22 protein-coding genes and 1 pseudogene are annotated in these 25,039 nt (G+C 65.9%); 7 read left to right on the top strand and 16 right to left on the bottom strand.

The window, feature by feature from the left end; genetic code table 11:
- Positions 1–42 precede the first annotated feature (42 nt).
- Together O8I58_RS05920 and O8I58_RS05915 are read left to right on the top strand one after the other, a co-directional pair.
- A pseudogene (locus O8I58_RS05920) lies at positions 43–1,447 on the top strand (mannose-1-phosphate guanylyltransferase/mannose-6-phosphate isomerase).
- A 221-nt stretch (positions 1,448–1,668) separates the two neighbouring features.
- On the top strand, positions 1,669–3,027 hold the full coding sequence (locus tag O8I58_RS05915) for an MFS transporter (protein WP_345781327.1): 1,359 nt from the start codon (positions 1,669–1,671) through the stop codon (positions 3,025–3,027).
- A gap of 121 nt (positions 3,028–3,148) precedes the next feature.
- Here the strand turns inward: O8I58_RS05915 and O8I58_RS05910 are convergent, their stop codons facing one another.
- Together O8I58_RS05910 and O8I58_RS05905 are read right to left on the bottom strand one after the other, a co-directional pair.
- Complete coding sequence (locus tag O8I58_RS05910) at positions 3,149–3,436, bottom strand: GlsB/YeaQ/YmgE family stress response membrane protein (protein WP_298321481.1); 288 nt, start codon at positions 3,434–3,436, stop codon at positions 3,149–3,151.
- Positions 3,437–3,554: 118 nt separating this feature from the next.
- A complete protein-coding gene (locus O8I58_RS05905; RefSeq protein WP_298321480.1) occupies positions 3,555–5,045 on the bottom strand; it encodes a M20 family metallopeptidase in 1,491 nt (496 codons plus the stop codon).
- Positions 5,046–5,280: 235 nt separating this feature from the next.
- Between O8I58_RS05905 and O8I58_RS05900 the strand changes: the two genes are divergently transcribed.
- Positions 5,281–5,619 (top strand): ComEA family DNA-binding protein, encoded by a 339-nt coding sequence (locus O8I58_RS05900; protein WP_298321479.1) that lies wholly within the window; start codon positions 5,281–5,283, stop codon positions 5,617–5,619.
- A 241-nt stretch (positions 5,620–5,860) separates the two neighbouring features.
- Positions 5,861–6,472 (top strand): HutD/Ves family protein, encoded by a 612-nt coding sequence (locus O8I58_RS05895; RefSeq protein WP_298321478.1) that lies wholly within the window; start codon positions 5,861–5,863, stop codon positions 6,470–6,472.
- A gap of 9 nt (positions 6,473–6,481) precedes the next feature.
- On the opposite strand, the gene O8I58_RS05890 is transcribed toward O8I58_RS05895, so the two are convergent.
- The 14 genes from O8I58_RS05890 to O8I58_RS05825 form a co-directional block, all read right to left on the bottom strand.
- Positions 6,482–8,107, bottom strand: coding sequence for a sulfite reductase subunit alpha (locus O8I58_RS05890; RefSeq protein WP_298321477.1), 1,626 nt, complete (start codon positions 8,105–8,107; stop codon positions 6,482–6,484).
- A complete protein-coding gene (locus O8I58_RS05885; RefSeq protein WP_298321476.1) occupies positions 8,104–9,081 on the bottom strand; it encodes an FAD:protein FMN transferase in 978 nt (325 codons plus the stop codon). The genes O8I58_RS05890 and O8I58_RS05885 overlap by 4 nt, the downstream gene beginning before the upstream one ends.
- A gap of 67 nt (positions 9,082–9,148) precedes the next feature.
- Positions 9,149–9,961: a DUF4198 domain-containing protein gene (locus tag O8I58_RS05880; RefSeq protein WP_298321475.1), complete on the bottom strand. Its 813-nt coding sequence runs from the start codon at positions 9,959–9,961 to the stop codon at positions 9,149–9,151.
- A 37-nt stretch (positions 9,962–9,998) separates the two neighbouring features.
- Positions 9,999–10,526, bottom strand: coding sequence for a DUF2271 domain-containing protein (locus tag O8I58_RS05875; protein ID WP_298321474.1), 528 nt, complete (start codon positions 10,524–10,526; stop codon positions 9,999–10,001).
- A gap of 24 nt (positions 10,527–10,550) precedes the next feature.
- The gene (locus tag O8I58_RS05870; RefSeq protein WP_298321473.1) at positions 10,551–11,186 is read right to left on the bottom strand and encodes a PepSY-associated TM helix domain-containing protein; all 636 of its coding nucleotides are present in this window, start codon (positions 11,184–11,186) and stop codon (positions 10,551–10,553) included.
- A gap of 111 nt (positions 11,187–11,297) precedes the next feature.
- Positions 11,298–11,987: a Fe2+-dependent dioxygenase gene (locus O8I58_RS05865; protein WP_298321472.1), complete on the bottom strand. Its 690-nt coding sequence runs from the start codon at positions 11,985–11,987 to the stop codon at positions 11,298–11,300.
- A gap of 92 nt (positions 11,988–12,079) precedes the next feature.
- A complete protein-coding gene (locus tag O8I58_RS05860) occupies positions 12,080–14,425 on the bottom strand; it encodes a catecholate siderophore receptor Fiu (protein WP_298321471.1) in 2,346 nt (781 codons plus the stop codon).
- Between the two features lie 318 nt (positions 14,426–14,743).
- Positions 14,744–15,079 carry a non-heme iron oxygenase ferredoxin subunit gene (locus O8I58_RS05855; protein ID WP_298321470.1) on the bottom strand — a complete coding sequence of 112 codons (336 nt, stop codon included), beginning with the start codon at positions 15,077–15,079 and terminating at the stop codon, positions 14,744–14,746.
- A gap of 9 nt (positions 15,080–15,088) precedes the next feature.
- A complete protein-coding gene (locus O8I58_RS05850) occupies positions 15,089–15,616 on the bottom strand; it encodes a GNAT family N-acetyltransferase (protein ID WP_298321469.1) in 528 nt (175 codons plus the stop codon).
- 195 nt (positions 15,617–15,811) lie between these two features.
- Positions 15,812–17,077, bottom strand: coding sequence for a cysteine desulfurase (locus tag O8I58_RS05845; RefSeq protein ID WP_298321468.1), 1,266 nt, complete (start codon positions 17,075–17,077; stop codon positions 15,812–15,814).
- The gene (gene sufD, locus O8I58_RS05840; RefSeq protein ID WP_298321467.1) at positions 17,074–18,336 is read right to left on the bottom strand and encodes a Fe-S cluster assembly protein SufD; all 1,263 of its coding nucleotides are present in this window, start codon (positions 18,334–18,336) and stop codon (positions 17,074–17,076) included. The genes O8I58_RS05845 and sufD overlap by 4 nt, the downstream gene beginning before the upstream one ends.
- Positions 18,333–19,097: a Fe-S cluster assembly ATPase SufC gene (gene sufC / locus O8I58_RS05835; protein ID WP_298321466.1), complete on the bottom strand. Its 765-nt coding sequence runs from the start codon at positions 19,095–19,097 to the stop codon at positions 18,333–18,335. The genes sufD and sufC overlap by 4 nt, the downstream gene beginning before the upstream one ends.
- Before the next feature lie 86 nt (positions 19,098–19,183).
- On the bottom strand, positions 19,184–20,653 hold the full coding sequence (gene sufB, locus O8I58_RS05830) for a Fe-S cluster assembly protein SufB (RefSeq protein WP_298321465.1): 1,470 nt from the start codon (positions 20,651–20,653) through the stop codon (positions 19,184–19,186).
- 16 nt (positions 20,654–20,669) lie between these two features.
- Positions 20,670–21,134, bottom strand: a complete 465-nt coding sequence (locus O8I58_RS05825; protein WP_298321464.1) for an SUF system Fe-S cluster assembly regulator — start codon at positions 21,132–21,134, stop codon at positions 20,670–20,672.
- Positions 21,135–21,312: 178 nt separating this feature from the next.
- On the opposite strand from O8I58_RS05825, the gene O8I58_RS05820 reads away from it, so the two are divergent.
- The 3 genes from O8I58_RS05820 (at position 21,313) to O8I58_RS05810 (ending at position 25,016) form a co-directional block, all read left to right on the top strand.
- Positions 21,313–21,780, top strand: coding sequence for an SET domain-containing protein (locus tag O8I58_RS05820; protein ID WP_298321463.1), 468 nt, complete (start codon positions 21,313–21,315; stop codon positions 21,778–21,780).
- 155 nt (positions 21,781–21,935) lie between these two features.
- Positions 21,936–24,164 carry a DUF5916 domain-containing protein gene (locus O8I58_RS05815; protein WP_298321462.1) on the top strand — a complete coding sequence of 743 codons (2,229 nt, stop codon included), beginning with the start codon at positions 21,936–21,938 and terminating at the stop codon, positions 24,162–24,164.
- Positions 24,165–24,227: 63 nt separating this feature from the next.
- On the top strand, positions 24,228–25,016 hold the full coding sequence (locus tag O8I58_RS05810; RefSeq protein WP_298321461.1) for a 3-hydroxybutyrate dehydrogenase: 789 nt from the start codon (positions 24,228–24,230) through the stop codon (positions 25,014–25,016).
- Positions 25,017–25,039 lie beyond the last annotated feature (23 nt).

The following is a 25,039-nucleotide window of genomic DNA, read 5'->3' as shown; positions in this document are numbered from 1 at the left end:
TACACTGCGCTTTCCGCATCCCCACGCGAGAGACTTATCAAAATGACCAAGCTTCAGCCTGTTCTGCTGTCGGGCGGCTCCGGTACACGCCTGTGGCCGTTGTCGCGCGAAGCCTATCCCAAGCAGTTCCTGCCGCTCGGCGGCGAGGACACCATGGTGCAGGCCACCTGGCGCCGCGTTGAGCCGCTGACCTCGCTGCCGCCGCTGGTGGTGGCCAACGAGGACCATCGTTTCCTGGTGGCCGAACAGCTGCGTGAGATCAAGGCGCCGCAGCCGAGCATCCTGCTGGAGCCGGTCGCCCGTAATACCGCCCCGGCCATCGCTGCCGCCGCGCTGTGCGCGATGGAGGGCGGTGAAGATCCGCTACTGCTGGTGTTGCCATCCGACCATGTGATCACCAACCCGGAAGGCTTCCGCAACGCGGTCGAGCAGGCTGTCGCGGCCGCAGAATCTGGTGCGCTGGTGACCTTCGGCGTGGTGCCGAGCAGTCCGGAAACCGGCTTCGGCTATATCCAGGCCGGTGGTGGCCAGGGCGTGCAGCCGGTGCTGCGCTTCGTCGAAAAGCCCGACGCGCAGACCGCCGAGAAGTACGTGGCCGAAGGCAGCTATTTCTGGAACAGCGGCATGTTCCTGTTCAAGGCCAGCCGCTATATCGAAGAGCTGCAGAAGTTCAAACCGGAGATGGTGGCGGCCGTGCGTGCGTCGCTGGAAAACGCCAAGCGTGACGGTGACTTCATCCGCCTGGACAAGACGGCGTTCGCCGCCTGCCCATCCGACTCCATCGACTACGCGGTGATGGAAAAGACCGCCGATGCCAAGGTGCTGCCGCTGGACGTGGGCTGGAACGATGTCGGTTCCTGGTCAGCGCTGTGGGAAGTCACCGAGAAGGATGCCAACGGCAATGCGTGCTCGGGCGACGTCATCACCGTCGACACGCACAACAGCTACGTCTATGCCGAGAGCCTGGTCGCGCTGGTGGGCCTGGACGATGTGGTCGTGGTGGAAACCGACGATTCGATCCTGGTCGCGAAAAAGGATCGCGTGCAGGAGGTCAAGAAGGTCGTGGCCCAGCTCAAGCACGACGAGCGCAGCCAGGCAGTCCTGCACCGCAAGGTCTATCGCCCCTGGGGCGCCTACGATTCCATCGACATGTGGCGCGCGTTTCCAGGTCAAGCGCATCACGGTCAATCCTGGCGCGACACTGAGCCTGCAGATGCACCACCATCGTGCAGAGCACTGGATCGTGGTCAGCGGCACGGCCGAAGTGACCCGTGGCGATGAGGTGATCCTGCTGACCGAAAACCAGAGCACCTACATCCCGCTCGGCGTCACCCACCGGTTGAAGAATCCGGGTCGCCTGCCGCTGGAGCTGATTGAAGTGCAGTCGGGCAGCTATCTGGGCGAGGACGACATCGTGCGTTTCGAGGACCAGTACGGCCGCAGCTGAGGGCCGTATCGGGTGAGGTGCGTATAGCGGCCTCGACCTAGCTAATAAGTCGAAGGCCCGCGATCCTGCGGGCCTTCGGCGTTTATAAAGTGCGGCTTCCATCGCGTGCCGATCACGACGCGCTGCCCACCATGGCGGCGATGTCTTCCAGGCGCCGCCTGTCGTGGCATCACGATGGGACAGGACCATCTCCATCTTCCAGTCATGACAGCGAGGCCCGCATGAGCGCACCCATTCCCGCCGCCGATCCAATGGCGGCCAGCCACAAGAGCCTCAAGCGCTCGATTTCCAACACGCTCAAGGGCTCGGCGGGCAACCTGGTGGAGTGGTACGACGTCTACGTCTATTCGGTGTTCGCCAGTTATTTCGAATCCAAGTTCTTCTCTGCGGGTGACAAGAACGCCACGCTGTATGTGTGGGCGATCTTCGCGGTGACCTTCCTGATGCGTCCGATCGGCGCGTGGTTCTTCGGCCGGTATGCCGACCGCCATGGCCGCCGCGCATCGCTGACGCTGTCGGTGACGCTGATGGCGATCTGCTCGTTCGGCATCGCCATCGTGCCCACCGCGGCCACCATCGGCGTTGGCGCGGCGATCGTGCTGGTCATCGCGCGCCTGCTGCAGGGCTTCGCCACCGGCGGCGAGTATGGTGCCAGTGCGACCTACATGTCCGAGGCCGCGGTGCCGGGTCATCGCGGCCTGCTGTCCTCTTTCCACTACGTCACCCTGGTCGGTGGCCACGTGCTGGCGCAGCTGACGCTGTTCCTGCTGCTGACCTTCTTCAGCAAGGAGCACGTGACCGAATGGGGCTGGCGCGTGGGCTTTGCGATCGGTGGCGTCTCGGCGATCGTGGTGTTCTGGCTGCGTCGCACGATGGACGAATCGCTGTCGAGCTCGCAGATCGCCGATGCCAAGTCCGGTGGCAAGTCCAGCTCGCTCAAGGAGCTGTTCGTCAACCAGTGGCGTCCGTTGTTGCTGTGCTTCCTGATCACCGCCGGTGGCACGCTGGCGTTCTACACCTACTCGGTCACCGGGCCGAAGATGATCCAGACCGCCTTCGCCGGCGACGACGTGATGAAGGGCACCGTCCTCAACCTGATCGCGCTGACTGTGCTGATGCTGCTGCAGCCGGTCGGCGGTTGGCTGTCGGACGTCATCGGTCGCAAGTCACTGCTGGTGTTCTTCGGTGTCGGCAGCGTGGCTTACACCTGGTATCTGATCACTGCGTTGCCGCAGCAGACCACGGCGGGTTCGGCGTTTGCGATCCTGGTGATCGGCTTCGTGATCCTGACCGGTTACACCTCGATCAATGCGGTGGTCAAAGCCGAACTGTTCCCGACCTACATCCGCGCGCTGGGCGTCGGTCTGGGCTATGCGTTGGCGAATTCGGTCTTCGGCGGGACCGCGCCGATGCTGTACCAGTGGGCCAAGGGCACCAAGCAGATGGACACCTTCATCATCTACGCCACGGCGGTGATGTTCGTCTCGCTGCTGGTCTACGTGTTCTTCCTCAAGAACAAGGGCGACAACTGGCTGGATCACGAATCGGCCATGCACACGCGCCACGCTGGTAAGCGCTGAGCGAGCGAAGCGATCCAGTCACGCCAGCAGGCGTGGCTGGATGGAAGGCCCAGGTTTACCAGGAAAACAAAAGGCCATCCTTGCGGGTGGCCTTTTTCGTACCGGAGCGTGTGCGATGGCCTTATCTGCTGCTGCGTCCGCGTGCCGGGCGGGTGAACAGGGTGCTGAGGCCCAGGATCACCACTGCGCCGATCAACGCACCGACGAAACCGGCCGGCTCGCCGGCGCCATACCAGCCCATCCTGCGGCCAAACCAGCCGGCCAGCACCGCACCGGCGATGCCCAGCAAGATGGTGAACAGGCAGCCCATGCGCTTGTTGTTCGGGGTGATGACCCGCGCCAGCAGGCCAACGACGAAACCGACCAGGGCGATGTAGAGCCAGCTGTCACTGCCAAACAGGTTGTGCATATCTAAGGTCTCGTTGGATGAGTGATGCGCCGATCATAAGGGCGGCGTACCCGGTGATGGCTGGAAAACATGACGGCCGCATCGCGCGGCCGTCATGTCCTTATGCCACTGTGCGGTGTCAGCAGCAGCCGTGGTCGCCGTGTACCTCGCCACCGGCCACCGCCGCCACGCCGACGGTCTGGCCGGCCACGCTGGCCGTGTGGTGGGCGGCGATCACGTGCGACACGCAAGCGGTGACGCGCTTGCCCATCGGGATGTGCAGGAATTCATTGGGGCCATGAGCGTTGGAATGCGGACCCAGCACGCCGGTGATCATGAACTGCGCACCGGGGAACTTCTCGCCCAGCATGCCCATGAAGGGAATCGTGCCGCCTTCGCCCATGTACATCGCCGGCTTGCCGAACGCGGCCTGCGAGGCGCCTTCGATCGCGTTGGTCAGCCACGGCGACTGGGCCGGGGCATTCCAGCCGGTGGAGGATTTCTCCAGCACCAGCTCGACCTTGGCGCCATTGGGCGGGTCGCGCAGCAGGACGTCTTTCAGGATCTCGCCGGCGCGCTTGCCGTCCAGCGTGGGTGGCAGGCGCAGCGAGATCTTCACCGAGGTCTGCGGGCGCAGCACGTTGCCAGCCGAAGCCAGCGCCGGCAGGCCATCGGCGCCGGTGATGGACAGCGCCGGGCGCCAGGTGCGGTTGAGCACCAGCTCGGTCAGGTCGTCGTCCATTGGCGTCATGCCGGGCAGGAACGGGAATTTCTCGAACACTTCCCTGTCCAGCACGCCGGCGACCTTGGCGGCCTGCTCCAGGCGCTCGGCTGGGATCTCGACGAACAGCCCGTCCACCACGACCTTGCCGGTGTTCTCGTCTTCCAGCCGCGACAGCAGCTGGCGCAGCAGGCGGAAACTGGACGGCACGATGCCCGAGGCATCGCCCGAGTGCACGCCTTCGCTGAGCACCTTCACGGTGAAGTTGCCGCCGGCCATGCCGCGCAGCGAGGTGGTGCACCACAGCTGCTCGTAGTTGCCGCAGCCCGAATCCAGGCACACCACCAGCGACGGCTTGCCGATGCGTTCGGCCAGGTGGTCGACGTAGGCAGGCAGGTCATAGCTGCCCGATTCCTCGCAGGCTTCGATCAGGATCACGCAGCGCGCATGCGGCAGGCCTTGTTCCTGCAATGCCAGGATCGCCGACAGCGAGCCGTAGATTGCGTAGCCATCATCGGCACCGCCACGACCGTAGAGCTTGTCGCCCTTGATCACCGGCTTCCACGGGCCAAGGTCTTCGTCCCAGCCGGTCATTTCCGGCTGTTTGTCCAGGTGTCCGTACAGCAGGACGCAATCCTCTCCGGTGCCTTCGCCGCTGGCCGGGATGTCCAGGAAGATCAGTGGCGTGCGGCCTTCCAGTTCGACCACTTCCACCTGCATGCCGGCGATGGGCTGGGCGCGTGCCCAGGTCTCCATCAGCTTTACTGCCTGGGCCATGTAGCCGTTGGCGACCCAGTCGGCGTCGAACATCGGGGATTTATTGGGGATGCGGATGTACTCGACCAGCTGCGGGACGATTTCTTCGTCCCATTTGCCGGCGACGAAACGGTCGAGGCGTGCGGTATCCATGTGGGCTCTACTCTGCAAAATTTGCGGCCGATTCTACGCTCGTGGGTCTGGATGCCGGGTCGGCATCCGCCACGCGTAGGACTTTTCCTACACGCAGACGGGGTGTTCCCCGGCAGCGTGCGCAGGCGCGGGCCGATATCTTGGCTCCGTGCCGAGGGGGAGACTGTGCACACCGGACGACAGGCACCGTCGCCTCCCGGAACCCAATCACCTCATCGCCACAAGGAGTGTTGCCATGAAATCCGTTTCCATCCTGATCAAGTCGCTGTTCCTGTCGTTGGCGCTGGCCACCGCCGCGCATGCCACCGACACCAAGGTGAACATCAATACCGCTGACGCCGCCGCGCTGGATGCGGTGCTGCTGAATGTCGGGGCCAGCAAGGCGCAGGCCATCGTGGATTACCGCAAGACCAACGGACCGTTCAAGAGCGCCGAGGAACTGGCCATGGTCAAGGGCATCGGCCTGAAGACCGTCGAAAAGAATCGCGACCGCATCGAGGTGGGCCGCTCGGCGGCGGCACCGAAGAAGCCGTCTGCCGCTGCTGCGCCGGCCACGCCGGTGGCGCGCCGCTAACGGCTGCAAGACGTCACGGGACGCGGCGGAGCAGGACGCACCGTCGCGACCTAGAGGGCAGGACGCCACGTGACCGGCAGGGATGCCGACAGGGATGTACCTCATCACCTGGCTGGGTGTGAGACGAGGGGGGCAGGACGCCGATGGATCAAGGCACGATGCCGACAGGGAAGTACTTCCGCCCGGGTGCGCCGCACGCACCCGGGCGGTTCTATTTTGGGCTCGGGCTAGACTGATGGGCATGACTCAGTCCTTGCCCGCGCCGCACGCTTCGCGCGTGATTCCCGCCAACGAATACCGCCGCGAACGCTGGCGCAACGGCCTGGGCTGGACCCGCCAGATCGCCGCTTCCAGCGAGGGTGATGACTGGGACTGGCGCCTGTCCATCGCCGAGATCGAACAGGACGCGGCGTTCTCGGCATTCCCCGGTGTCGAACGCGAGCTGGTCCTGCTGCATGGCAATGGCGTGCGGCTGTGTTTCGACGATGGCGAAACGGTGACCTTGTCGCCGCCGCATGCGCGCCACCGCTTCAGTGGTGAACGCGGCCTGCGTGGTGAGTTGGTCGATGGCCTCACCCACGACTTCAACCTGATGTGGCGCTCGCAGTCGCTGGATGCCGAACTGCTGCTGCGCCCGCTGGTGGGACCGATGTTCTTCTTCGCCGACGAACACACGCATTGGGCGATCCATCTGATCGGCGGGCAGGCGCGTTTCGATGCGGCCTCTGGACTGCCGCCGCTATGGGCCGGCGACACGGCGCTGTTGTATGGCGCACCGGGGCGCGTGCGCTACGCGTTGGACGGCGGTGGCGAGCTGATCGCGGTGAAGTTCAGCGCGCCGGCATCGGAATAACCGCTTCGATCAATACACGTCGCGGCGATAACGGCCCTGCAGTCGCAGCTGTTCGACCAGCGTTTCGCCCAGGGTTTCCTGCAACACCACATCCACGCCAGGTGCCATGCCATCCAGGCTGCCGCAGACATACACGGCTGCACCGTCTGCGATCCAGGCCTGTAGCGTCGTCGATGCGGCGCGCAGGGCGTCCTGCACATAGCTGCGTGAAGTGCCGTCGCGCGAGAACGCCAGGTCCATGCGCTCCAGCCAGCCCTGCGACTGCCAGGTGGTGAAATCCTCACCATGGTGGAAGTCATGCGCGCGCTGGCGCTCGCCGAACAACAGCCAGTTGCGTCGTGCGCCTGCCGCGATGCGGGACTTGAGCAGCGCGCGCAGCCCGGCAATGCCGGTGCCGTTGCCGATCAGGATCAGCGGCCTGTCGGTTGAAGGCGGATGGAAGTTGGGATTGGCGCGCAGCCGCAGGTCGATGGGCGCGCCCAGCGGCGCGTGATCGCACAGCCAGCCGCTGGCCAGGCCCGGGCTTCCATCCGGGCGCTGCATGCGACGCAGCAGCAGGTGCAGCGCGCCCTCGGCGGGCAGCGAGGCGATGGAGTATTCGCGGTGCGGCAGCAGTGGCAAGGTGTCGGCCAGTGTCTGCGCAGTTGCATCGCGTGGGAGGTTGTCCGGCAGCTGTCGCGTGGTCAGGACCTGTGACAACGGCATCGATGCGCCATCCACCATAACGATCGAATCACCTGACACCGCGATGCGATGCAGCCACTCCGAAACAACGTTCGCTGGATGGCGCGGGCCGATTTCCACAAGGTCGCCGGCCTGCCAGTCGGGCATCGCCGCAGGGGGTGTCAGGGCCAGGTGGTAGACCGGCCCGCCGACGCTGCCGGCATTGAGCAGCGCACGCGCGCTGAGCGTCCAGGCCTCGTAACGCGGTGGGCTCCAGTCGCTCAGGTCAGCGTTGCCGGCCAGCAGCGACAGGTGGTGTTGCCAGTGGCGCAGCGCGCCGTCATCGGCGTTGTCCACGTCCACGCGGTCGAACAGCGGCGTGGCGCCATGCGTGCGCAGCCAGGCGTCGAGCTGCCGGCCGAACGCGCAGTACTGCGTGTAGGTGGCATCGCCCAGCGCCAGCACTGCGTACTGCAGCTGATCCAGGGCGGCCGAACCCTGCATGACATCGCGGACGAAGCTCAGCGCCAGGTCCGGCGGATCGCCCTCGCCGGTGGTGCTGGCCACGAACAACGCGCGCCGGTAGCGCGCCAGCGCTGCGGCATCCAGCGAGGCCAGCGGTAGCTGGTGCACGTCGATGCCACCTTCGCGCAACGATTGCGCGGTGCGGGTGGCCAGGGCTATCGCGTAGCCGGTCTGGCTGGCATGGGCGACCAGCACCGTGCTGCCGTCGAGCTGGGTCGCGGGTAGTGCCGCGTGCCCGGCGCGCGCGCGCCACAGGATCCAGCCGCTGAAGCCCAGGTAGGCCAGCAGGCTGGCGCCGGCACCGATCCAGCGTCCCGGACGCGGCGACCCGCGCCACCAGTCGCCCGGTTGCCAGGCGAACAGCGCCACTGCCACCCCGGCCAGGGCCAGCATCACCAGGCCATTGCCCAGCGCGGTGCCCGGGATGCGCCGTGGCGAGGCGTTCATGCCGCCAGCAGTGCGGCGAAGGCGTCGCTCATCTGCTCCTGCGCACCGGCTGCGGACTGCACCACGAAGCGTGCGGCAAGTGATCGCGCCGCTGCGAACCGCAGGCCTTCCTCGGTGCCCATGACCGTGAGCGCGGTGGCCCAGGCATCGGCCTCCATCGCGGTCGCGGCGATCACCGTGACCGCTGCGGCCGCCTGGGTGACTGGGTAGCCCGAACGCGGGTCCAGCGTATGCGCGTAACGCACGCCGTCGTGTTCAAACCGGTGCCAGCGATCGCCGGAGGTGGCCACGGCGAGGCCATCCAGCGCCAGCACGCGCGGTGGCAGCGTTGAATGTTCATCGGCGCCGGTTTCCACCAGCACGCGCCAGGGCGTGCCATCGGGTTTGCGGCCTTGCCCGCGCAGCTCTCCGCCGACTTCCACCAGCGCGTCGTCGATGCCGCGACTGCGCAATGTTTCGATCAGCAGGTCGACTGCATAGCCCTTGGCGATGGCTGATAAATCCAGCTGCACGCCGCCGGGCTGGAACAATGCCCATGGGTCATCACGCAAAGCCAGCTGTGCGACGCGGGGACGCCCACGCGCAGCAGCGAGTTTTGCATCCGTGGGAACACCGGGCCGACCACCGCACGCGCCGAATCCCCAGGCCTGCACCAGTGCGCCCATCGCCGGGTCGAACGCGCCATCGCTGTCGCGCGCGACCTGCAATGCGTAGGTCATGACCCGGGCGAAATCCTGCGGCAACACCTGCCAGGTGCCGGGTGCGGCGCGGTTGAAACGCGACAGGTCCGAGTCGGCTTCCCAGGTACTCATCTGCGCGACCACACGGTCCAGCGCGCGCTGCATCAGGTCGTGCAGCGGATGCAAGTCCGCGCCATCGGGAATGACCAGGCTGGCAGACCAGGTCGTGCCCATGGTCGCGCCGCCAAGCTTGGCAAGCGTGGGCGGGCGCGTGGGCGAAAGCGATGCGTGCATGCGAGTAACTTGCTGCGTGCTGCGAAACACCGGTGCGACGAACGTCGCCGCACCGGTGCCGGCCACCTTACTGCGGCAGCACTTCCAGCGTGGCCACGTAGTTCAGGCGACGCTCCTTGGCCTGCGGCAACGAGGTCTTGCTGTCCTGCGCGCTGGCGTTGAGCCAGTACATGCCGGCCTGCGGCCAGGTCACGCTGAAAGCGCCCTGCGCGTCGGTCTTCACCTTGATCTCTTCCTGGGCGTTGCGATAGCGGGTGTCGCCGCGGATCACGCTCACTTCCAGATCCGGCGCCGGCTTGCCGTCGATCACCAACTTGAAGCTGGCCGCTTCACCAGCGAACAGGTCGTTGGGGTGGGTGACCGGCACCAGTTCCAGGCCGACGCCGCTCGGCTTGAGCGCGGTGGTGGTCGGCGCGCCGCGGGTGGCGAAGGTTTCCACGCGCATCGCGTTCTGCGAGACCTGCAGGTTCTTGGCGTCCTTGGGCACCTTGGCGGCGAACTCGGCCGGCGTGCCGCGCCAGCGCTTGCGCTCGCCGTCCTTGTCTTCCCACGAGGCGAACAGGCCATTGCTGGCGATCGCCACGCGGTAGGTGCCTTCCTGCTTCAGCGCCACGTCGAACACGCTGCGGTACTTGCCGGTGGCGTCGTTCTCGGACTGCACGGTGCTGCCATCGGGTGCGGTGATGGCCAGGTCGTCCAGGCGCAGCGGTACATGGTCGAAATAGAACAGGTCGTTGGACACGGCCGCATCCACGGTCAGCCACGGATCGGTGCCGGAGAAGGTAGTGCCCGAAGGCAGCAGCCACATCTTGTGGGCGGCGGCGGAGAACGAGGCGGTGGCGGCGGCCAGGGCCAGCACCAGGCAAAGGGAACGCTTCATGCGGGTTGCTCCTTGGTATGGAATCGGGAAGAGGGGTTTACGGCTTGGCGGTCAGCGACACGGCGCCGAGTTCGCTGCTGCCCTGTCCCTTGGCGGTCTGTGTGGCAGTGGCTGGCCAGGTGAAAGGCACCTTGACCAGTTCGCGGCCGCCGACTTCGCGCGCGGCTTCCACGACCAGGGTGTAGCTGCCGGGCTTCAGCCCGGACAGCTGCGGTGCATTGGCTGCGAAGTCCAGGGTCTGCGTGCCCGCCGGACGGGTCGGGCCGGTCACGCCGTCCACCGGCAGGTCCAGCGTGCGACCGGACTTGCGCCACCACTGGCGCAGGTCCGGCAGCCACTTGGTGCCATGGCCTTCCTTGGTGTCGGTGTTCTGGTACCACACAGCCAGGTTGGCGGCGGTCTTGCCGTCGGCGCCTTCCACGTACACGGCCACGTAGGGGCGGTGGTATTCGGCGACGTTGAGGGTGGGGATGTCCACCTTCACCTGCAGCGTGGCCGCGTAGGCCGGCATGGCCAGCAGCCCGCTGAGCGCGATGGTCAGGGTGAGCGGAACGGTCTTGGTCATGGCGTGGCGTCCTTGGAAAGGAAATCAGTGGATGAAGATCAGGGCCAGCAGCAGCGGCACCAGCAGGCCCAGGCCGACCATCGGCCAGGTCATGCGGCGCTGGCCGGCGTGCAACTGCAACAGCAACAACCCGGTGATGCAGAACACCAGGCAGGCCACCGCGAACACATCGAGGAACCAGCTCCACGCGGTGCCGGCATTGCGGCCCTTGTGCAGGTCGTTGAGGAAGGAGACCCAGCCGCGGTCGGTGCCTTCGTACTCGACCTCGCCACTGGCGCGCTCCAGGGCCAGCCAGGCATCGCCGCCGGGGCGGGGCAGGGAGACATAAACCTCGTCGGCCGACCACTCGCCCTCGCGTCCGGCCAGGCTGATGTCGAGTTCGCCTTCCAGCCAGTCCGAGACCACGGCGGGCAGCGGTGCCTTGCCGTCTTCGCGCGTGCCCAGTGAGCGCATCAACGTCGCTGGCACGGTCGCGGTGCGATGGGTGACGACGGGCTTGGTTTCGATGCTGGCCGCGTGGTTGAGCGTGATGCCGGTGGCCGCGAACAGCAGCATGCCGATCAGGCAGACCGCCGAACTGATCCAGTGCCACTGGTGCAGCGTGCGCAGCCAGAAGCCACGGCGTTGCTGTGCGGAAAGCGGGGCGGCGGCCTGGGACAAGAACGGAGGATTCCGGCGGGGATCGATGGGCAAACGACGACGTTATTACACCATGAAATGAGAATCGATCTCAATTAAGGGGGCGACGACGCATGCGCTGCAAAGCAGCGATCAGACCTCAGCCCAGCCGCGCAGCAGGTTGTGATAGACGCCGGTCAGTTGCAGGACTGCGGCAGGGTCGCCACCGGTACGCGTGAGCGTCTGGATGGCGGTGTCCATTTCCAGCAGCAGGGAGCGACGGGTGTCGTCGCGGATCATGCTCTGCACCCAGAAGAACGACGCCAGGCGCGCACCGCGCGTGACCGGCACGACCTTGTGCAAGCTGCTGGACGGATACAGGATCAGGTCGCCCGCCGGCAGCTTCACTTCATGCTCGCCGTAGGTGTCACTGATGATCAGTTCGCCACCGTCGTATTCGTCCGGCTCGCTCAGGAACAGCGTGCACGAGAGATCCGAGCGCACATGGCTGCGCGCCTGGCCGGGTCGGTCCAGGGCCATCACCGAGCCATCGACATGGAAGCCGTATTCGCCGCCACCGGTGTAGCGGTTGAAACGGGGCGGCAGCGTGCGCAAGGGCAGTGCGGCAGCGAAATAGAGCGGGCTGCGGTCCAGCGCCGCCAGCACCTGCTGTCCCAGCTGTTCGCGCAGCGGTGAAGCGTCTGGAAGCTGCTGGTTGCGCTTGACCTGTGCGCCTTGCGCGCCAACGGTCTCCCGCCCGTCGGTCCAGTCGGCGGCATCCAGCGCGGCGCGCATCTGCTGTAGCTGGTCGGGGCCAAGGATGTCGGGGACGTGCAGCAGCATGGAGGATTCCTGTCTTGCAACGCGACGCGGGAAGGCATGACCTTCCCGCGTGCGAAGTGGCCGGTCAACCGGCCGGATGGATCAGTGCCGGATCAGAAGCGGAAATCCGCGCTGAGCAGCACCGTGCGCGACGCGCCCGGCGAATAACGGTAGCCGCTCTTGTTGATCGATGCGACGTAGTCCTTGTCGAACAGGTTGTAGCCGTTGAGGCGCAGGTCCAGGTGATCGTTGACCGTGTAGGTCGCCACCGCATCCCACACCGTGTACGACTTGGTGTAGGTCGGCGTGCCCACCGCGCCATCGGTGCCGCGGTGCATGCGGCCGGAATAGCGCACGCCGCCGCCCAGGGTCAGGCCGAACGGCAGGCGATAGGTGCTCCAGCCGGTGAACGCGTCATCAGGCGTATAGGTCAGGTTGTTGGACCCGTCGCTGGTGACCGCCGCGCCTTCTTCCACCTTGGTATTCATGGTGGTGTAGCCAGCCGTGACCGCCCAGTTGTCGGTGAGCTTGCCGACCATCGACAGCTCCACACCGGACACCTTCTTCTTGCCGGTCTGGTAATACACGGCGGTATCGGCCGGGTCCTGGACCAGTTCGTTGGTGACCTCGGTCTGGAACAGTGCCGCGCTCAGCAGCAGTCGTTCGTCCAGCAGGTTCCACTTGGTGCCGATCTCGGCTGTCTTGGCCTTCTGCGGATCCAGGTTGGGATTGTCCAGGCTGTTGGCCGAGGTGCTGAAGGTGAAGTTGTTGCCGCCCGGGGGCTGCTGGGAGATGGCGTAGTTGGTGTACAGGCTGACCAGGTTGCCGACCTTGTAGACCGCGCCCAGCTTCCAGTTGAACAGCGTGTCGGACGCGTCGGCGTCCACGCCCGGGACGATGGTGCCGGTGGGCGAGGTGCCGCAGACCGGCGCGCCACGCGCACCGCAGGCCACCAGGCTATTGAATTCGGTCTTGTAGTGGTCCACGCGCACGCCGGCGGTGATCAGGAACTGCTCGCCGAACTTCAGGGTGTCGAACAGGTAGGCCGACGAGGTGGTGGTCTTGCCTTCGCTATCGGCGCCGCTGTGCGCCCAGGTCAGTCCGGTGGCGTTCCAGTCCGGGTTGTACAGATTGGCCGGGGTCCAGGTGGTGCCGCCGGTCACGGCCTGGCCGTAGGCCTTCTGCTCTTCGCGGGTGAACTCCAGGCCAGTCACCAGGTTGTGGACGACCGCGCCGGTGCTGAAGTCGGCACGCAGGTTCAGCTGGTCGGTCAGGATGGTGTTTTCCTGATCCTTGAAGGTCGGGGTACTGCGCGCCATCGTGTAGCTCGACAGGTCGTTGACGTCGGTGTACTTGATGTTGCCGGTGGCACCGCCGGTGCTCATGAAGGCGGTCAGCAGGTAGTCCTGCTCGGTCTTGCCCCAGCGTGCGGTGTTGGTCAGTTTGAGCGCATCGGAAAAGTCGTGCTCGAAACGGAACGTCGCCATCTGCGCGGTGACATCGTCATGGTCGGCGCGGGTGCCGTAGAAATTTTCCGGATCCACAGGATGGCCGGCGAGCTGTTCCAGGCCAGGCTGGGGCGTCCAGCCAGGCAGGCCGATGGTGGGCACGTTGCCGTCGGGGATGTTGTCCTGCTTGACGTACAGCAGGTCCAGGTAGAAGCGCGTCGCGGTATCCAGACCCACGGCCAGGGTCGGTGCGATGCCCCAGCGCTTGTTGTTGACCTTGTCGCGGCCGGGGACGTCGCTGTCCTGGCCCATGACATTGACCCGCAGGGCGGTGCCGGAAGCCGCATCAAGCACCTGGTTCCAGTCGCCGGTGATGCGCTTCTGGCCATCGATACCGGCGGCGACCGTGCCGGCGGCGGCATTGCGCAGGAACGCGTGCTTGCTGACCATGTTGATCGAGCCGGTCGGCGCGGCGCGGCCGGTGTCGGTGCCGGCCGGACCCTTTTCCACTTCGACCTGTTCGATGTTGAACACGTCGCGCGAGATCGAGCCGGTGTCGCGGATGCCGTCGACGAAGATGCTGCTGGAGGTGTCGAAGCCGCGCATGTAGATGGCGTCACCGGTGGTGGTGTTGCCATTCTCGCCCGCATAGAAGGTGCCCACGCCCGGTGAGTTGCGCAGGGCTTCGGTCAGATTGGTCGCGCCCTGCTCGGTGAACAGGTCATTGGTGATCACTTGGATCGTCTGCGGCGTGTCCAGGAGCGGCTGGGTGAATTTGTCCGAGGAAACGTCCTTGGCCGAATAGTCCTTCACCCGCGAACTGGTGACCTGGATTTCCTTCAGCGTGGTGGCATCGTCGCGATCGGTCTTCTGCGGCGCATCGGCCCCGGCGCTGGCCGCGACCGGATCGGCGGCCAGGGCGGGCAGGGCCAGCGCGAGGCTGGTGACCAGGGCGGCAGCGGCGAGAGGGCGCGCGTGGGGGGCGTGCTTGCGGGAACGGATGTGCGACATGTCAGGCGGTCTTCCAGGGAGTGAATGCTGATCCCCCATTGGCGACGGCTGACGGGAGTGCGGGGTTCCCTGTCATTCCGTGGCTGGGCTGACGGGGAACGGGCAGATCGAATAGGGCGTCGCGGTTTTTGACCGATGGCGCCAAAAATGTCTGCCGCGGAAACGTTTCGAAATTGTAATGAGAACGATTTGTATTAACAAGCGTTCACGTGGTTCGAGGTTTCGCTGGACTTACGGGCACGGCGCGGCGCCCGCATCGCCGGGTCTGGCGGTGCGGGAACGGCAGGGGGCAATGGGCCGCCAGCGCGGCGGGGGCGATCAGTCGCGGTCGTCGCGTGACCAGATGCCGCCGTGTTCGATCTTGACCGGGAACTTGGGCACCGGTGCGTAGGCGGGGGCACACAGCGGGGCGCCCTCGCGGATGTCGAAGCGGGCACCGTGCAGCACGCATTCCACGCTGCCGGTTTCGGTATCGAAGGTCCCCGCCGCGGACAGCTCGAATTCGGCGTGGCTGCAGCGGTCTTCCAGCGCGTACAGGTCGCCGTCCAGGTTGAACACCACGATTGGGGTGCCGGTGACTTCGTCGAAGGTGCTGCGCATCTCGCCGGGCAGCAGCTCCCCGGTGGCGCAGACGAAGGTCCAGTCCTCGCTCACAGGTGGCTCCTAAACAAGCGGCTTCTCCAGCAGCTCGAAGCGCAGGTCATCGCGCAGCGGGGTGCCGAAGCGCTCGTCGCCATAGGGGAAGGGCTTGTACTTGCCGGTGCGCACGTAGCCGCGACGCTCGTAGAAGGCGATCAGCGATTCGCGCACGTCGATCACGCTCATGCGCATGCTGGCCAGGCCCATGTCCTCGCGGGCGATGCGTTCGGCTTCGGCCATGACCTGCTTGCCCACGCCGCCGCCCTGCAGGGTGGGGCGCACCGAGAACATGCCGAAGTAGCCGGCGCCGTCTTCCTTGGCGACGTGCGCGCAGGCCAGCAGTTCGCCGTTCGATTCGGCCAGCAGCACGCGGCTGTCGGGGCGGGTGAGGTCGTGCTCCAGCACGCCGCGATCGATGCGGTTGCCGTCCAGGATGTCGGCTTCGGTGGTCCAGCCGATCCGGCTGGCATCGCCACGGTAGGCGGAGGTCACCAGCTCGATGATGGCGTCGATGTCGGCGCCGGTGGCGTCGCGGAAGGTCAGGGTGTGCATGGGTGCATTGTAAAACGTGGCCACGATGGACCGCTCAGCCGGCTGGAACCGATCCTGTAGGGCGTAGCTTGCTGCGCTGCGGCCAGGTCACAGGAAAGTCCACACCTGTAGAGCGGAGCTTGCTCCGCTGCTCTCCGATCAGGTCATGGAAAAGCCCCAGCGGAGCAAGCCCCGCTCTACGGGGGGCGGGGAGGATCAGCCCAACAGCTTGCGCGCCTTGTTCAATGCGGTGATGAAGCCTTCGATCTCGTCATGCGTGTTGTAGAACGCCAGCGAGGCGCGCAGGGTCGCGGCCACGCCGAAGTACTGCAGCAACGGATGGGCGCAATGCTGGCCCGAGCGCACGGCCACGCCTTCCAGGTCCAGCAGCGTGGCCAGGTCGTGGGCGTGGGCGCCGTCGATCAGGAAGGACACCACCGCCGCCTTGTCCGGCGCGGTGCCGAAGATGCGCAGGCCCTCGATCTTGTTCAGTTCTTCGGTCAGGTGGGCCAGCAGCTCGGCTTCGCGTGCACGGATCGCATCCATGCCCACGCCATCGAGATAATCCAGCGCCGCGCCCAGGCCGACGAAACCGGCAATATTGGGCGTGCCGGCCTCGAACTTGTGTGGCACGTCGTTGAAGGTGGTCTTCTCGAAGCTGACTTCCTTGATCATCTCGCCGCCACCGATGAAAGGCGGCATGGCATCGAGCAGTGCGCGTCGCGCCCACAGCGCGCCGGTGCCGGTCGGGCCGCAGATCTTGTGGCCGGTAACCGCGTAGAAATCGCAGCCGATTGCGGCCACGTCCAGCTTCATGTGCGGCGCGGCCTGCGAGCCGTCGATCACGGTGACGATGCCGGCCTTGCGCGCGGCCTTGCAGATCTCGCGGACCGGATTGACCGTGCCCAGCACGTTGGACACGTGGGCCACGGCCAGCAGCTTCACCTGCGGGGTCATGGCCTTGTACAGCGCGTCCAGGTCCAGGCTGCCATCGGGCAGGATTTCGGCCACCTTGATGGTCGCGCCGGTGCGCTCGGCGATGAGCTGCCACGGCACGATGTTGGCGTGGTGCTCCATGCGCGAGACCAGGATGACGTCGCCGGCCTTCAGGTTTGGCAGCGCCCACGAATAGGCGACCAGGTTGATCGCGAACGTGGTGCCGCTGCACAGGATCAGCTCATCGCCACGCACGCCCATGAAACGGGCCAGCGTGTTGCGTGAGGCTTCGTAGGCGTCGGTCGCCTCGGTGCCAAGCGCGTGGACAGCGCGGCTGACGTTGGCGTTCTTGTTGCGGTAGAAGCCGTCCACCGCGGCGATCACCTGCACCGGCTTCTGCGAGGTGTTGGCGTTGTCGAAATAGATCAGCGGCTTGTCGTTCACCGCGCGGGACAGCAGCGGGAAATCCATGCGGATCCGGTTCCAGTCCAGCGCCTCGGTGCTGGAGACTTCGCTGGTTGCGCCTGCGGCCTGGATGATGCTCATGCCGCACCCGCCTGGCGCAGGGCGGCATCGACCGCATCGGCCAGCTGCGCGCGCAACGCCTCGTCGTCGATGATCGACAGCGGCTCGCGGCAGAACGCAGCGGTCAGCAGGCGCTGCGCCTGCTCCTGCGGCAGGCCGCGCGAACGCAGGTAGAACAATGCGTTGGCATCGAGCCGGCCGACCGTGGCGCCGTGCGCGGCTTGCACTTCGTCGGCGTGGATTTCCAGCACCGGCTGGGTGTCGATCTCGGCGTTGTCCGACAGCAGCAGGTTCTTGTTGGACAGGCGTGCGTCGGTGCCGTCGGCGCCTTCGCGGATCAGGATGCCGCCATGGAACACGGCACGACCACGACCAGCACCCAGGCCGCGCCAGGTCAGGCCGCAGCTGGTGTCGCGGGCGATGTGGTCGATGCCCAGGCGTGTATCGACATGGCGACGGCCGCTGGCCAGCAGCACGCCGTTGGCGTCCAGACGGGCGTTCTCACCTTCCAGGCGGACGTTGAGTTCGTGGCGTGACAACGCCGCGCCAAGCTCAAGGTCCAGGCGCTTGTAGGCCGCATCGCGCGCCAGCACTGCATCGGTACGCAGCAGGTTGGTGGCTTTCTCGGACTCGTGCTGTGTGCGGGCATGGACCAGCTGCGCGCCCTGGGCCAGGTGCACGTGGGTCAGGGCATTGGACAGATGTGCGTGCTCGCCGCTGGCGAGGTGGTGTTCGACCACGCGCAACTGCGCGTTGGCGCGAAGCTCGATCAGGTGGCGCAGGTGCCAGGCGCGGTCGGTGGGATCGGGCGCACCGATGAAGACCAACTGCAGCGGCGTGGTGGCCTGTACGTCGGCCTCGATGCGCAGCAGCACGCCTTCGCTGGCCAGCGCCGCATTGAGGCGGGCGAAGACTTCATCGCCGCGCTCGAAGCGCCGGGCCAGGAAGCGCGCGGCATCACCGCCATCGGCCAGCGCCTGCGACAGGCGCTGCACGCTGATGCCTTCGTTCAGACCCGACAGGTTCGACAAGGCGTCGATATGGCGGCCGTTGACGAACACCAGCCGAGGCGCCGGGATGTGCGCGACCAGCGCGGCATCGACCTGCGGTGCGGCCTCGACGGCGGCAAAGCTGCGGCGCTCCAACGCACGCAGGGAGGTGTACTTCCATGCCTCGTCGCGCTGGGTCGGCAGGCCAGCGGCCAGCGCCTCGTCCAGCGCCGTGCGCCGTGCCGCGTCGCCACTGAATGCGGCGGCAAGCGAATCCAGCAGCGCGCTCATGCGGCTGCTTCCGGGGCCACGCGATCCTTCAGCCAGTTGTAGCCGTGGGCCTCCAGTTCCAGCGCCAGTTCCGGGCCGCCGGTCTGCACGATCCGGCCATCGGCCAGTACGTGGACCACGTCCGGCTTGATGTAGTCGAGCAGGCGCTGGTAATGGGTGATCACCAGGAACGAGCGGCCGGCGCTGCGCAGTGCATTGACGCCATCGGCCACGGCCTTGAGCGCGTCGATGTCCAGGCCTGAATCGGTCTCGTCAAGGATCGCCAGCTTCGGCTCCAGCACGGCCAGCTGGAAGATCTCGTTGCGCTTTTTCTCGCCGCCGGAGAAGCCTTCATTGACGCCGCGATGCAGGAGTTCGTCCTTCAGGTGCAGCACGGCCAGCTTCTCGCGCACCAGCTTGAGGAACTGCATCGAATCCAGTTCAGCCTCGCCACGTGCCTTGCGCTGGGCATTGAGCGCGGCGCGCAGGAAGTAAGTGTTGTTCACGCCGGGGATTTCGACCGGGTACTGGAACGCCAGGAAGATGCCGGCGGCGGCGCGTTCTTCGGGCTCCAGTTCCAGCAGGTCGGCGCCTTCGAATTGCACCGTGCCGTCGGTGACCTCGTAGCCTTCGCGGCCCGACAGGATGTTGCCCAGCGTGGACTTGCCCGCGCCGTTGGGACCCATGATGGCGTGTACTTCGCCGGGCTTCACGTCCAGCGAGAGGCCCTTGAGGATTTCCTTGCCGGCGACGGAGGCGTGGAGGTTGTCGATCTTCAACATGATGGCGATATCCGGTGTGCGGACCGTTCGGGCCCGCAGAAAAAATGAGGTGGCAGCAGCGACGCGCGGGGCGTCGCGCGGTGGGCTTAGCCGACCGAGCCTTCCAGCGACACTTCCAGCAGCTTCTTGGCCTCGACCGCGAACTCCATCGGCAGCTCGCGGAAGACCTGCTTGCAGAAGCCGTCGACGATCATCGACACCGCGTCTTCCTGGCTGATGCCACGCGCGCGGCAATAGAACATCTGGTCGTCGCTGATCTTGGAGGTGGTGGCCTCGTGTTCGACTGTGGCGCCCGGATTCTTCACCTCGATGTAGGGGAAGGTGTGGGCGCCGCACTGCTTGCCGATCAACAGCGAATCGCACTGGGTGAAGTTGCGCGCACCGCTGGCGCTTTTGTCCACCTTGACCAGGCCGCGGTAGGTGTTCTGGCCGCGACCGGCGCTGATGCCCTTGGAGACGATCTTGGACTTGGTGTTGCGGCCCACGTGGATCATCTTGGTGCCGGTGTCGGCCTGCTGGCGGTGGTGGGTGAGGGCCACCGAATAGAACTCGCCGGACGAGTCATCGCCCAGCAGCACGCAGGACGGATACTTCCAGGTGATGGCCGAGCCGGTTTCCACCTGGGTCCAGCTGACCTTGCTGCGCGCGCCGCGGCATTCGGCGCGCTTGGTCACGAAGTTGTAGATGCCGCCGCGGCCTTCCTCGTCGCCCGGGTACCAGTTCTGGACGGTGGAATATTTGATCTCGGCATCTTCCAGCGCGACCAGCTCGACGACGGCCGCGTGCAGCTGGTTCTCATCGCGCATCGGTGCGGTGCAGCCTTCCAGGTAGGACACGTAGCCCTTGTCCTCGCACACGATCAGGGTGCGCTCGAACTGGCCGGTGTGGCCGGCGTTGATGCGGAAGTAGGTGCTCAACTCCATCGGGCTGCGCACGCCCTTGGGGATGAACACGAAGCTGCCGTCGGAAAACACCGCCGAGTTGAGCGCGGCGAAGTAGTTGTCGCCGACCGGCACGACGCTGCCCAGGTACTGCTTGACCAGCTCGGGATGATCCTTGATGGCCTCGGACATGGAGCAGAAGATGATGCCCTTCTCGGCCAGCTCCTTGCGGAAGGTGGTGCCCACCGAGACCGAGTCGAACACGGCATCCACGGCCACGCCGGCCAGCTTGGCGCGTTCGTGCAGCGGCACGCCCAGCTTGTCGTAGGTGTCCAGCAGTTCCTTGGGCACTTCATCCAGCGACTTGTACTTGGGGCCCTTGGGTGCCGAGTAATAGCTCAGCGCCTGGAAATCGATCGGCGCGATCTTCAGCTTGGCCCAGTGCGGCACCGGCATCGTCAACCAGTGGCGGTAGGCCTCGAGCCGCCACTGCGTCATCCATTCCGGTTCTTCCTTCTTGGCCGACAGCGCACGGACGATGTCCTCGCTCAGGCCGGGCGGGAGCGAATCGGATTCGATCTCGGTGATGAAGCCAGCGTCATAGCGGCGGCCGAGCTGTTCGATGATCTCGGCGTTGCGCGGTGGTGCGGGGAGGGTGGTCGCTTCGGTGGCCATGGGGGCTGCCTACGGTTCAGCTGGCGACCCGCGCGGCGATGGTGCGGCGGCGCGGTTCGGCATGGGTGGAAGAGGAAGAGGGCGGCTGCAGCATCTGCGCCAGGGTCATGCCGCGCAGGGCGTCGGCGACCACGTCGTTGATCAGACGCCAGTTGGCGCGCGCGCCGCACTGGTGGGCGATGCCGCACTGGCTGTCCTGCTGGCTGCATTCGGTGATGGCCAGCGGCCCTTCCATGGCCTCGATGATCTGTACCAGGGTGATGTCGCTGGCCGCATAGGCCAGGCGATAGCCGCCGTGCACGCCGCGCAGGCCTTCGACCAGGCCGGCCTGGGCCAGCGGCTTGAGCACCTTGCTGACGGTGGTGGCTTCCAGGCCGGAAGCCTCGGCCAGTTCGGTGGCGCTGAGGACTTCGCCGACGCGGCTGGCCAGGACGGTCAGCAGCACGGTGGCGTAGTCGGTGAGCTTGGTGACGCGCAACATGACGGGTGGGGACTGCGAAAGTGGACCGAAATTGTACGCTTTCGCGCCGGCGTGGGCCAGACCCCCATTCCGGGGCGGCTCAGGTGCGCAACGTGGCGACCTTCCCTGTGCGGATGAGTAGCGGGAAGCGCGCCGCGCCGCCACAATGTGCGGAGACTTTCCCCTCACGGACGCTTCGATGCCGCGCAAGATCGCCACCCGCAAATCCGCCATCCATGGCAACGGCATGTTTTCCGTTGCGGCCATCAAGAAAGGCGAGCGGCTGATCGAATACAAGGGCGAGCGGCGCACCCACGAACAGGTCGATGCCGACGAGGGTGGCGACGTGGAAAGCGGCCATACCTTCCTGTTCACCCTCAACGATGAGTACGTGATCGACGGCGCCCGCGCCGGCAACAGCGCCCGCTGGATCAACCACAGCTGCGATCCCAACTGCGAGGCGCTGATCGAGGAAGACGATGGCGACGATCGTCGCAAGGACAAAGTGGTGATCGAGGCCCTGCGCAACATCAAGGATGGCGAGGAGCTGACCTACAACTACGGCATCACCCTGGCCGAACCGCACACCGCACGCCTGAAGAAGGTCTGGGCCTGCCGTTGCGGTTCCAGGAAATGCACCGGGACCATGCTCCAGCCCAAGCGCTGAAACGGCCGCTACAGCCGGCGCCCGCAGCGCGCCGTTCCCCTGCGATGCCGTCCGGGGGCAAAAGGTTGCAATGACTCATGCCAGTCGGCACGCGCCGGCAAGCTTCCTACTGTTCGCACCCAGACGGGCATCGCCCGCGGGAGAGGAGCTTGGCAATGCGTGGATCGATCCTGGCAATGAACGTGATGGCGGCCCTGGCCGCGCCAGCGGCGGCGGTGGAAGTCGATGGCCGCATCGACCCGGCCGAATGGGCCGGCGCCCAGCACATCACCGACTTCCGCCAGACCCAGCCGCTGACCCGCGCGCCGGGCACCCAGCCCACCGAAGCCTGGATCCTGGCCACGCCTGAAGGCCTGGCCGTGGCGTTCCGCAACGTGCAGCCGGCCAGCGTGCCGCGCACCCGGCAGAAGGTGCGGCGCGACTTCGAGGACCAGGTCGACCGGGTCAACCTGATGGTCGACTTCGACGGCGACGGGCGCACCGGCTACAACTTCGTGGTGTCCTCCACCGACGGCATCAACGATGCCATCGTCACCAACGAGAATTACTTCAACGAAGACTGGGACGGCAACTGGAAGCACGCGGTCAGCGAGGACGCCGACAGCTGGTCGGTGGAGATCCTGATCCCCTGGTACATCGCGCCCATGCACAAGGCCGCTGGCGACACCCGGCGGATGAAGATCTACCTGGACCGGGTGATCGGCTCGACCGGCGAGCGCATGGCCTGGCCGGCCGCCAGCTTCGAGCGTCCGCGCTTCCTGTCCGATTTCAATGCCGTTGAAGTGGCCGACTACCAACAGTCGCTGCTGGCGGTGACGCCGTACGTGTCCGGCCTGTACGACAACGTGCATGGTGGTACCGAGCTGGACGGCGGCGTGGATGTGTTCTGGAAGCCCAACGGCCAGTTCCAGCTGACCGCTACGGTCAATCCGGATTTCGGCCAGGTGGAAAGCGACGACCTGGTGGTGAACTTCGATGCCACCGAAACCTATGTCAGCGACAAGCGCCCGTTCTTCACCGAGAACCAGGGGCTTTTCGAATACACCACGCCCTCGGACTTCAGCCAGCTACTGTATACGCGCCGCATCGGTGGACCTTCCGATGACGGCCGGGGTGCCGGTGACATCACCGCGGCGGTCAAGGTCAACGGCAGCCTGGGTGCGACCAAGTACGGGGTGTTCCTGGCAGATGAAAGCGGCGAGGCGGGGCGCTCGTTCCGCGCGCTGCGGCTGGTGCGTGACTTCAGCACCCAGAACCTGGGCCTGATGGTCACCCAGGTCGAGCGGCCATGGCTGGACCGCGAGGCCACGGTGCTGGGCATCGACCACAACTGGCGGCCGAACGCGCGCTGGAACGTGCGTACCCGGCTGATGGGCAGTCAGATCGAACAGTACGGCGACACCACCCGCGGCCTGGGCGCTACGGTCTGGGCCGATTACGAGATGGACCATGGCTGGCGCCAGCAGTGGATCGCCATGCATTTCGGCAGTGACCTGCAGCTCAACGACGCCGGCTACCTGTCGCAGAACAGCATGAACTACGGCCACTGGGAGGTGCGCAAGCGCTTCCCCGAACAGGCCGCCGATTCGCGCTACTCGTCCAAGGACTGGCGCTGGCGCATCAGCCAGGTCAACAACGACCACGGCGAGGTGCTCAACAAGCAGCTGCGCATCAGCCGCGAAGGCAACCTGCGCAACGGCAGCGAGGAGTACATGCAGGTCAACTTCAACGATTCAGGCGTGGATGACCTGCTGACCCGCGGCCACGGCTCGGTGGAGCAGCCATTCAACACGCAATTGGTGTACGACTACACCCGCCCGCGCAAGGGTCGCTGGGCGCACGAGGTCGAGGCGGTGGCCACGCGCGGCCAGATCACCGATCCGGGCGCGACCGGATTCAGCGTGGACTACACGGCGACCTATTTCGTCAACGACGATTTCAGCGTCTACGCCGGCATCTACGCGCAGCATTCCCCGGCCTGGTCGGTGTGGCAGGCCGACAATCTGGTCGGCGTGTACCGGGGGCGCGAAGGACATTTCAACGCTGGACTGACCTGGAACCTGGGCAACCGCCAGGAACTGCGCATCAAGCTGCAGGCACTGGCCATCAGTGCCGATGCCACCGGTGCGTACCGTGTGTTGGGCAGTACCCAGCCAGCGATGACGGGTGAGGACGTGCCCGACTTCAGCGTCAGGAACCTGGGCTTCCAGGTGCGTTATCGCTACGAAGTGGCGCCGATGTCGGACCTGTACGTGGTCTATGCCCGCGGTGGCTACGAGGAAACCGAGCGCGCGGACGGCATCGGAAGCCTGCTGTCGGACAGCCTGCGGTTACGCGATGACGAACAGCTGCTGGTGAAGTTTAGTTATCGCTTCGAACTTTGACGGCAGACATTGCATGTGGCGCTGCGAGACACTGGTGGCCTGTCCTTGAATGCAGGTGCCAACATGTCCCGTTCGCTCCACGGCCAGGTGGCCGTCATCACCGGTGCCGCCAGCGGCATCGGCAGGGAAATCGCCTTCACCCTGGCTCGTGCAGGCGCACATGTGGCCATCGCCGATCTCAACCTTGAAGGTGCGCAGCAAGCGGCTGTGCAGATCCAGGCGGACGGCGGCAAGGCCATCGGCGTCGCCATGGATGTCACCGACGAGGCGGCGGTCAACGCGGGTATCGCCCAGGTCGTTGCAGCGTTGGGACCGGTCGACATCCTGGTCGCCAACGCCGGTATCCAGATCGTCGCGCCGATCCAGGACTTCGCCTTCGCCGACTGGAAGAAGCTGCTGGCCATCCACCTGGACGGCGCCTTCCTGACCACCAAGGCGGTATTGCCGGGCATGTATGCAGGCCAGCGTGGCGGCACGGTGATCTACATGGGCTCGGCGCATTCGCACGAGGCCTCGCCACTCAAGTCCGCCTACGTCACCGCCAAGCACGGCCTGCTGGGGCTGGCGCGCACCCTGGCCAAGGAAGGCGGCAGGCATGGCGTGCGCAGCCATGTGGTCTGCCCGGGCTTCGTGCGCACGCCGCTGGTGGACAAGCAGATTCCCGAACAGGCCGCGACGCTTGGCATCAGCGAGGACGAGGTGATCCAGAAGGTGATGCTGGGCAGCACCGTCGATGGCACTTTCACCACGCTGGAAGACGTCGCGTTGACGGTGAAGTTCCTGTGCGAGTTCGCCAGTGCCGCCCTGACTGGGCAGAGCATCCTGGTCAGCCATGGCTGGCACATGGGCTGAGCGTGGTGCGCGGCGGCAGAGGT

This window comes from Pseudoxanthomonas sp. (genome assembly GCF_027498035.1).
In the GTDB taxonomy this organism is placed as follows: Bacteria; Pseudomonadota; Gammaproteobacteria; order Xanthomonadales; family Xanthomonadaceae; genus Pseudoxanthomonas_A.
This window is presented reverse-complemented; position numbering and strand designations above follow the sequence as displayed.

Coding starts and splice junctions, on each gene's coding strand:
- O8I58_RS05850 (WP_298321469.1), bottom strand. CDS start 15,616: ATGCACACCCTGACCTTCCGCGACGCCACCGGCGCCGACATCGACGCC.
- O8I58_RS05860 (WP_298321471.1), bottom strand. CDS start 14,425: ATGTCGCACATCCGTTCCCGCAAGCACGCCCCCCACGCGCGCCCTCTC.
- sufD (WP_298321467.1), bottom strand. CDS start 18,336: ATGAGCGCGCTGCTGGATTCGCTTGCCGCCGCATTCAGTGGCGACGCG.
- O8I58_RS05825 (WP_298321464.1), bottom strand. CDS start 21,134: ATGTTGCGCGTCACCAAGCTCACCGACTACGCCACCGTGCTGCTGACC.
- O8I58_RS05895 (WP_298321478.1), top strand. CDS start 5,861: ATGACTCAGTCCTTGCCCGCGCCGCACGCTTCGCGCGTGATTCCCGCC.
- O8I58_RS05900 (WP_298321479.1), top strand. CDS start 5,281: ATGAAATCCGTTTCCATCCTGATCAAGTCGCTGTTCCTGTCGTTGGCG.
- O8I58_RS05820 (WP_298321463.1), top strand. CDS start 21,313: ATGCCGCGCAAGATCGCCACCCGCAAATCCGCCATCCATGGCAACGGC.
- O8I58_RS05815 (WP_298321462.1), top strand. CDS start 21,936: ATGCGTGGATCGATCCTGGCAATGAACGTGATGGCGGCCCTGGCCGCG.
- sufC (WP_298321466.1), bottom strand. CDS start 19,097: ATGTTGAAGATCGACAACCTCCACGCCTCCGTCGCCGGCAAGGAAATC.
- O8I58_RS05880 (WP_298321475.1), bottom strand. CDS start 9,961: ATGAAGCGTTCCCTTTGCCTGGTGCTGGCCCTGGCCGCCGCCACCGCC.
- O8I58_RS05810 (WP_298321461.1), top strand. CDS start 24,228: ATGTCCCGTTCGCTCCACGGCCAGGTGGCCGTCATCACCGGTGCCGCC.
- sufB (WP_298321465.1), bottom strand. CDS start 20,653: ATGGCCACCGAAGCGACCACCCTCCCCGCACCACCGCGCAACGCCGAG.
- O8I58_RS05875 (WP_298321474.1), bottom strand. CDS start 10,526: ATGACCAAGACCGTTCCGCTCACCCTGACCATCGCGCTCAGCGGGCTG.
- O8I58_RS05910 (WP_298321481.1), bottom strand. CDS start 3,436: ATGCACAACCTGTTTGGCAGTGACAGCTGGCTCTACATCGCCCTGGTC.
- O8I58_RS05890 (WP_298321477.1), bottom strand. CDS start 8,107: ATGAACGCCTCGCCACGGCGCATCCCGGGCACCGCGCTGGGCAATGGC.
- O8I58_RS05885 (WP_298321476.1), bottom strand. CDS start 9,081: ATGCACGCATCGCTTTCGCCCACGCGCCCGCCCACGCTTGCCAAGCTT.
- O8I58_RS05865 (WP_298321472.1), bottom strand. CDS start 11,987: ATGCTGCTGCACGTCCCCGACATCCTTGGCCCCGACCAGCTACAGCAG.
- O8I58_RS05845 (WP_298321468.1), bottom strand. CDS start 17,077: ATGAGCATCATCCAGGCCGCAGGCGCAACCAGCGAAGTCTCCAGCACC.
- O8I58_RS05915 (WP_345781327.1), top strand. CDS start 1,669: ATGAGCGCACCCATTCCCGCCGCCGATCCAATGGCGGCCAGCCACAAG.
- O8I58_RS05905 (WP_298321480.1), bottom strand. CDS start 5,045: ATGGATACCGCACGCCTCGACCGTTTCGTCGCCGGCAAATGGGACGAA.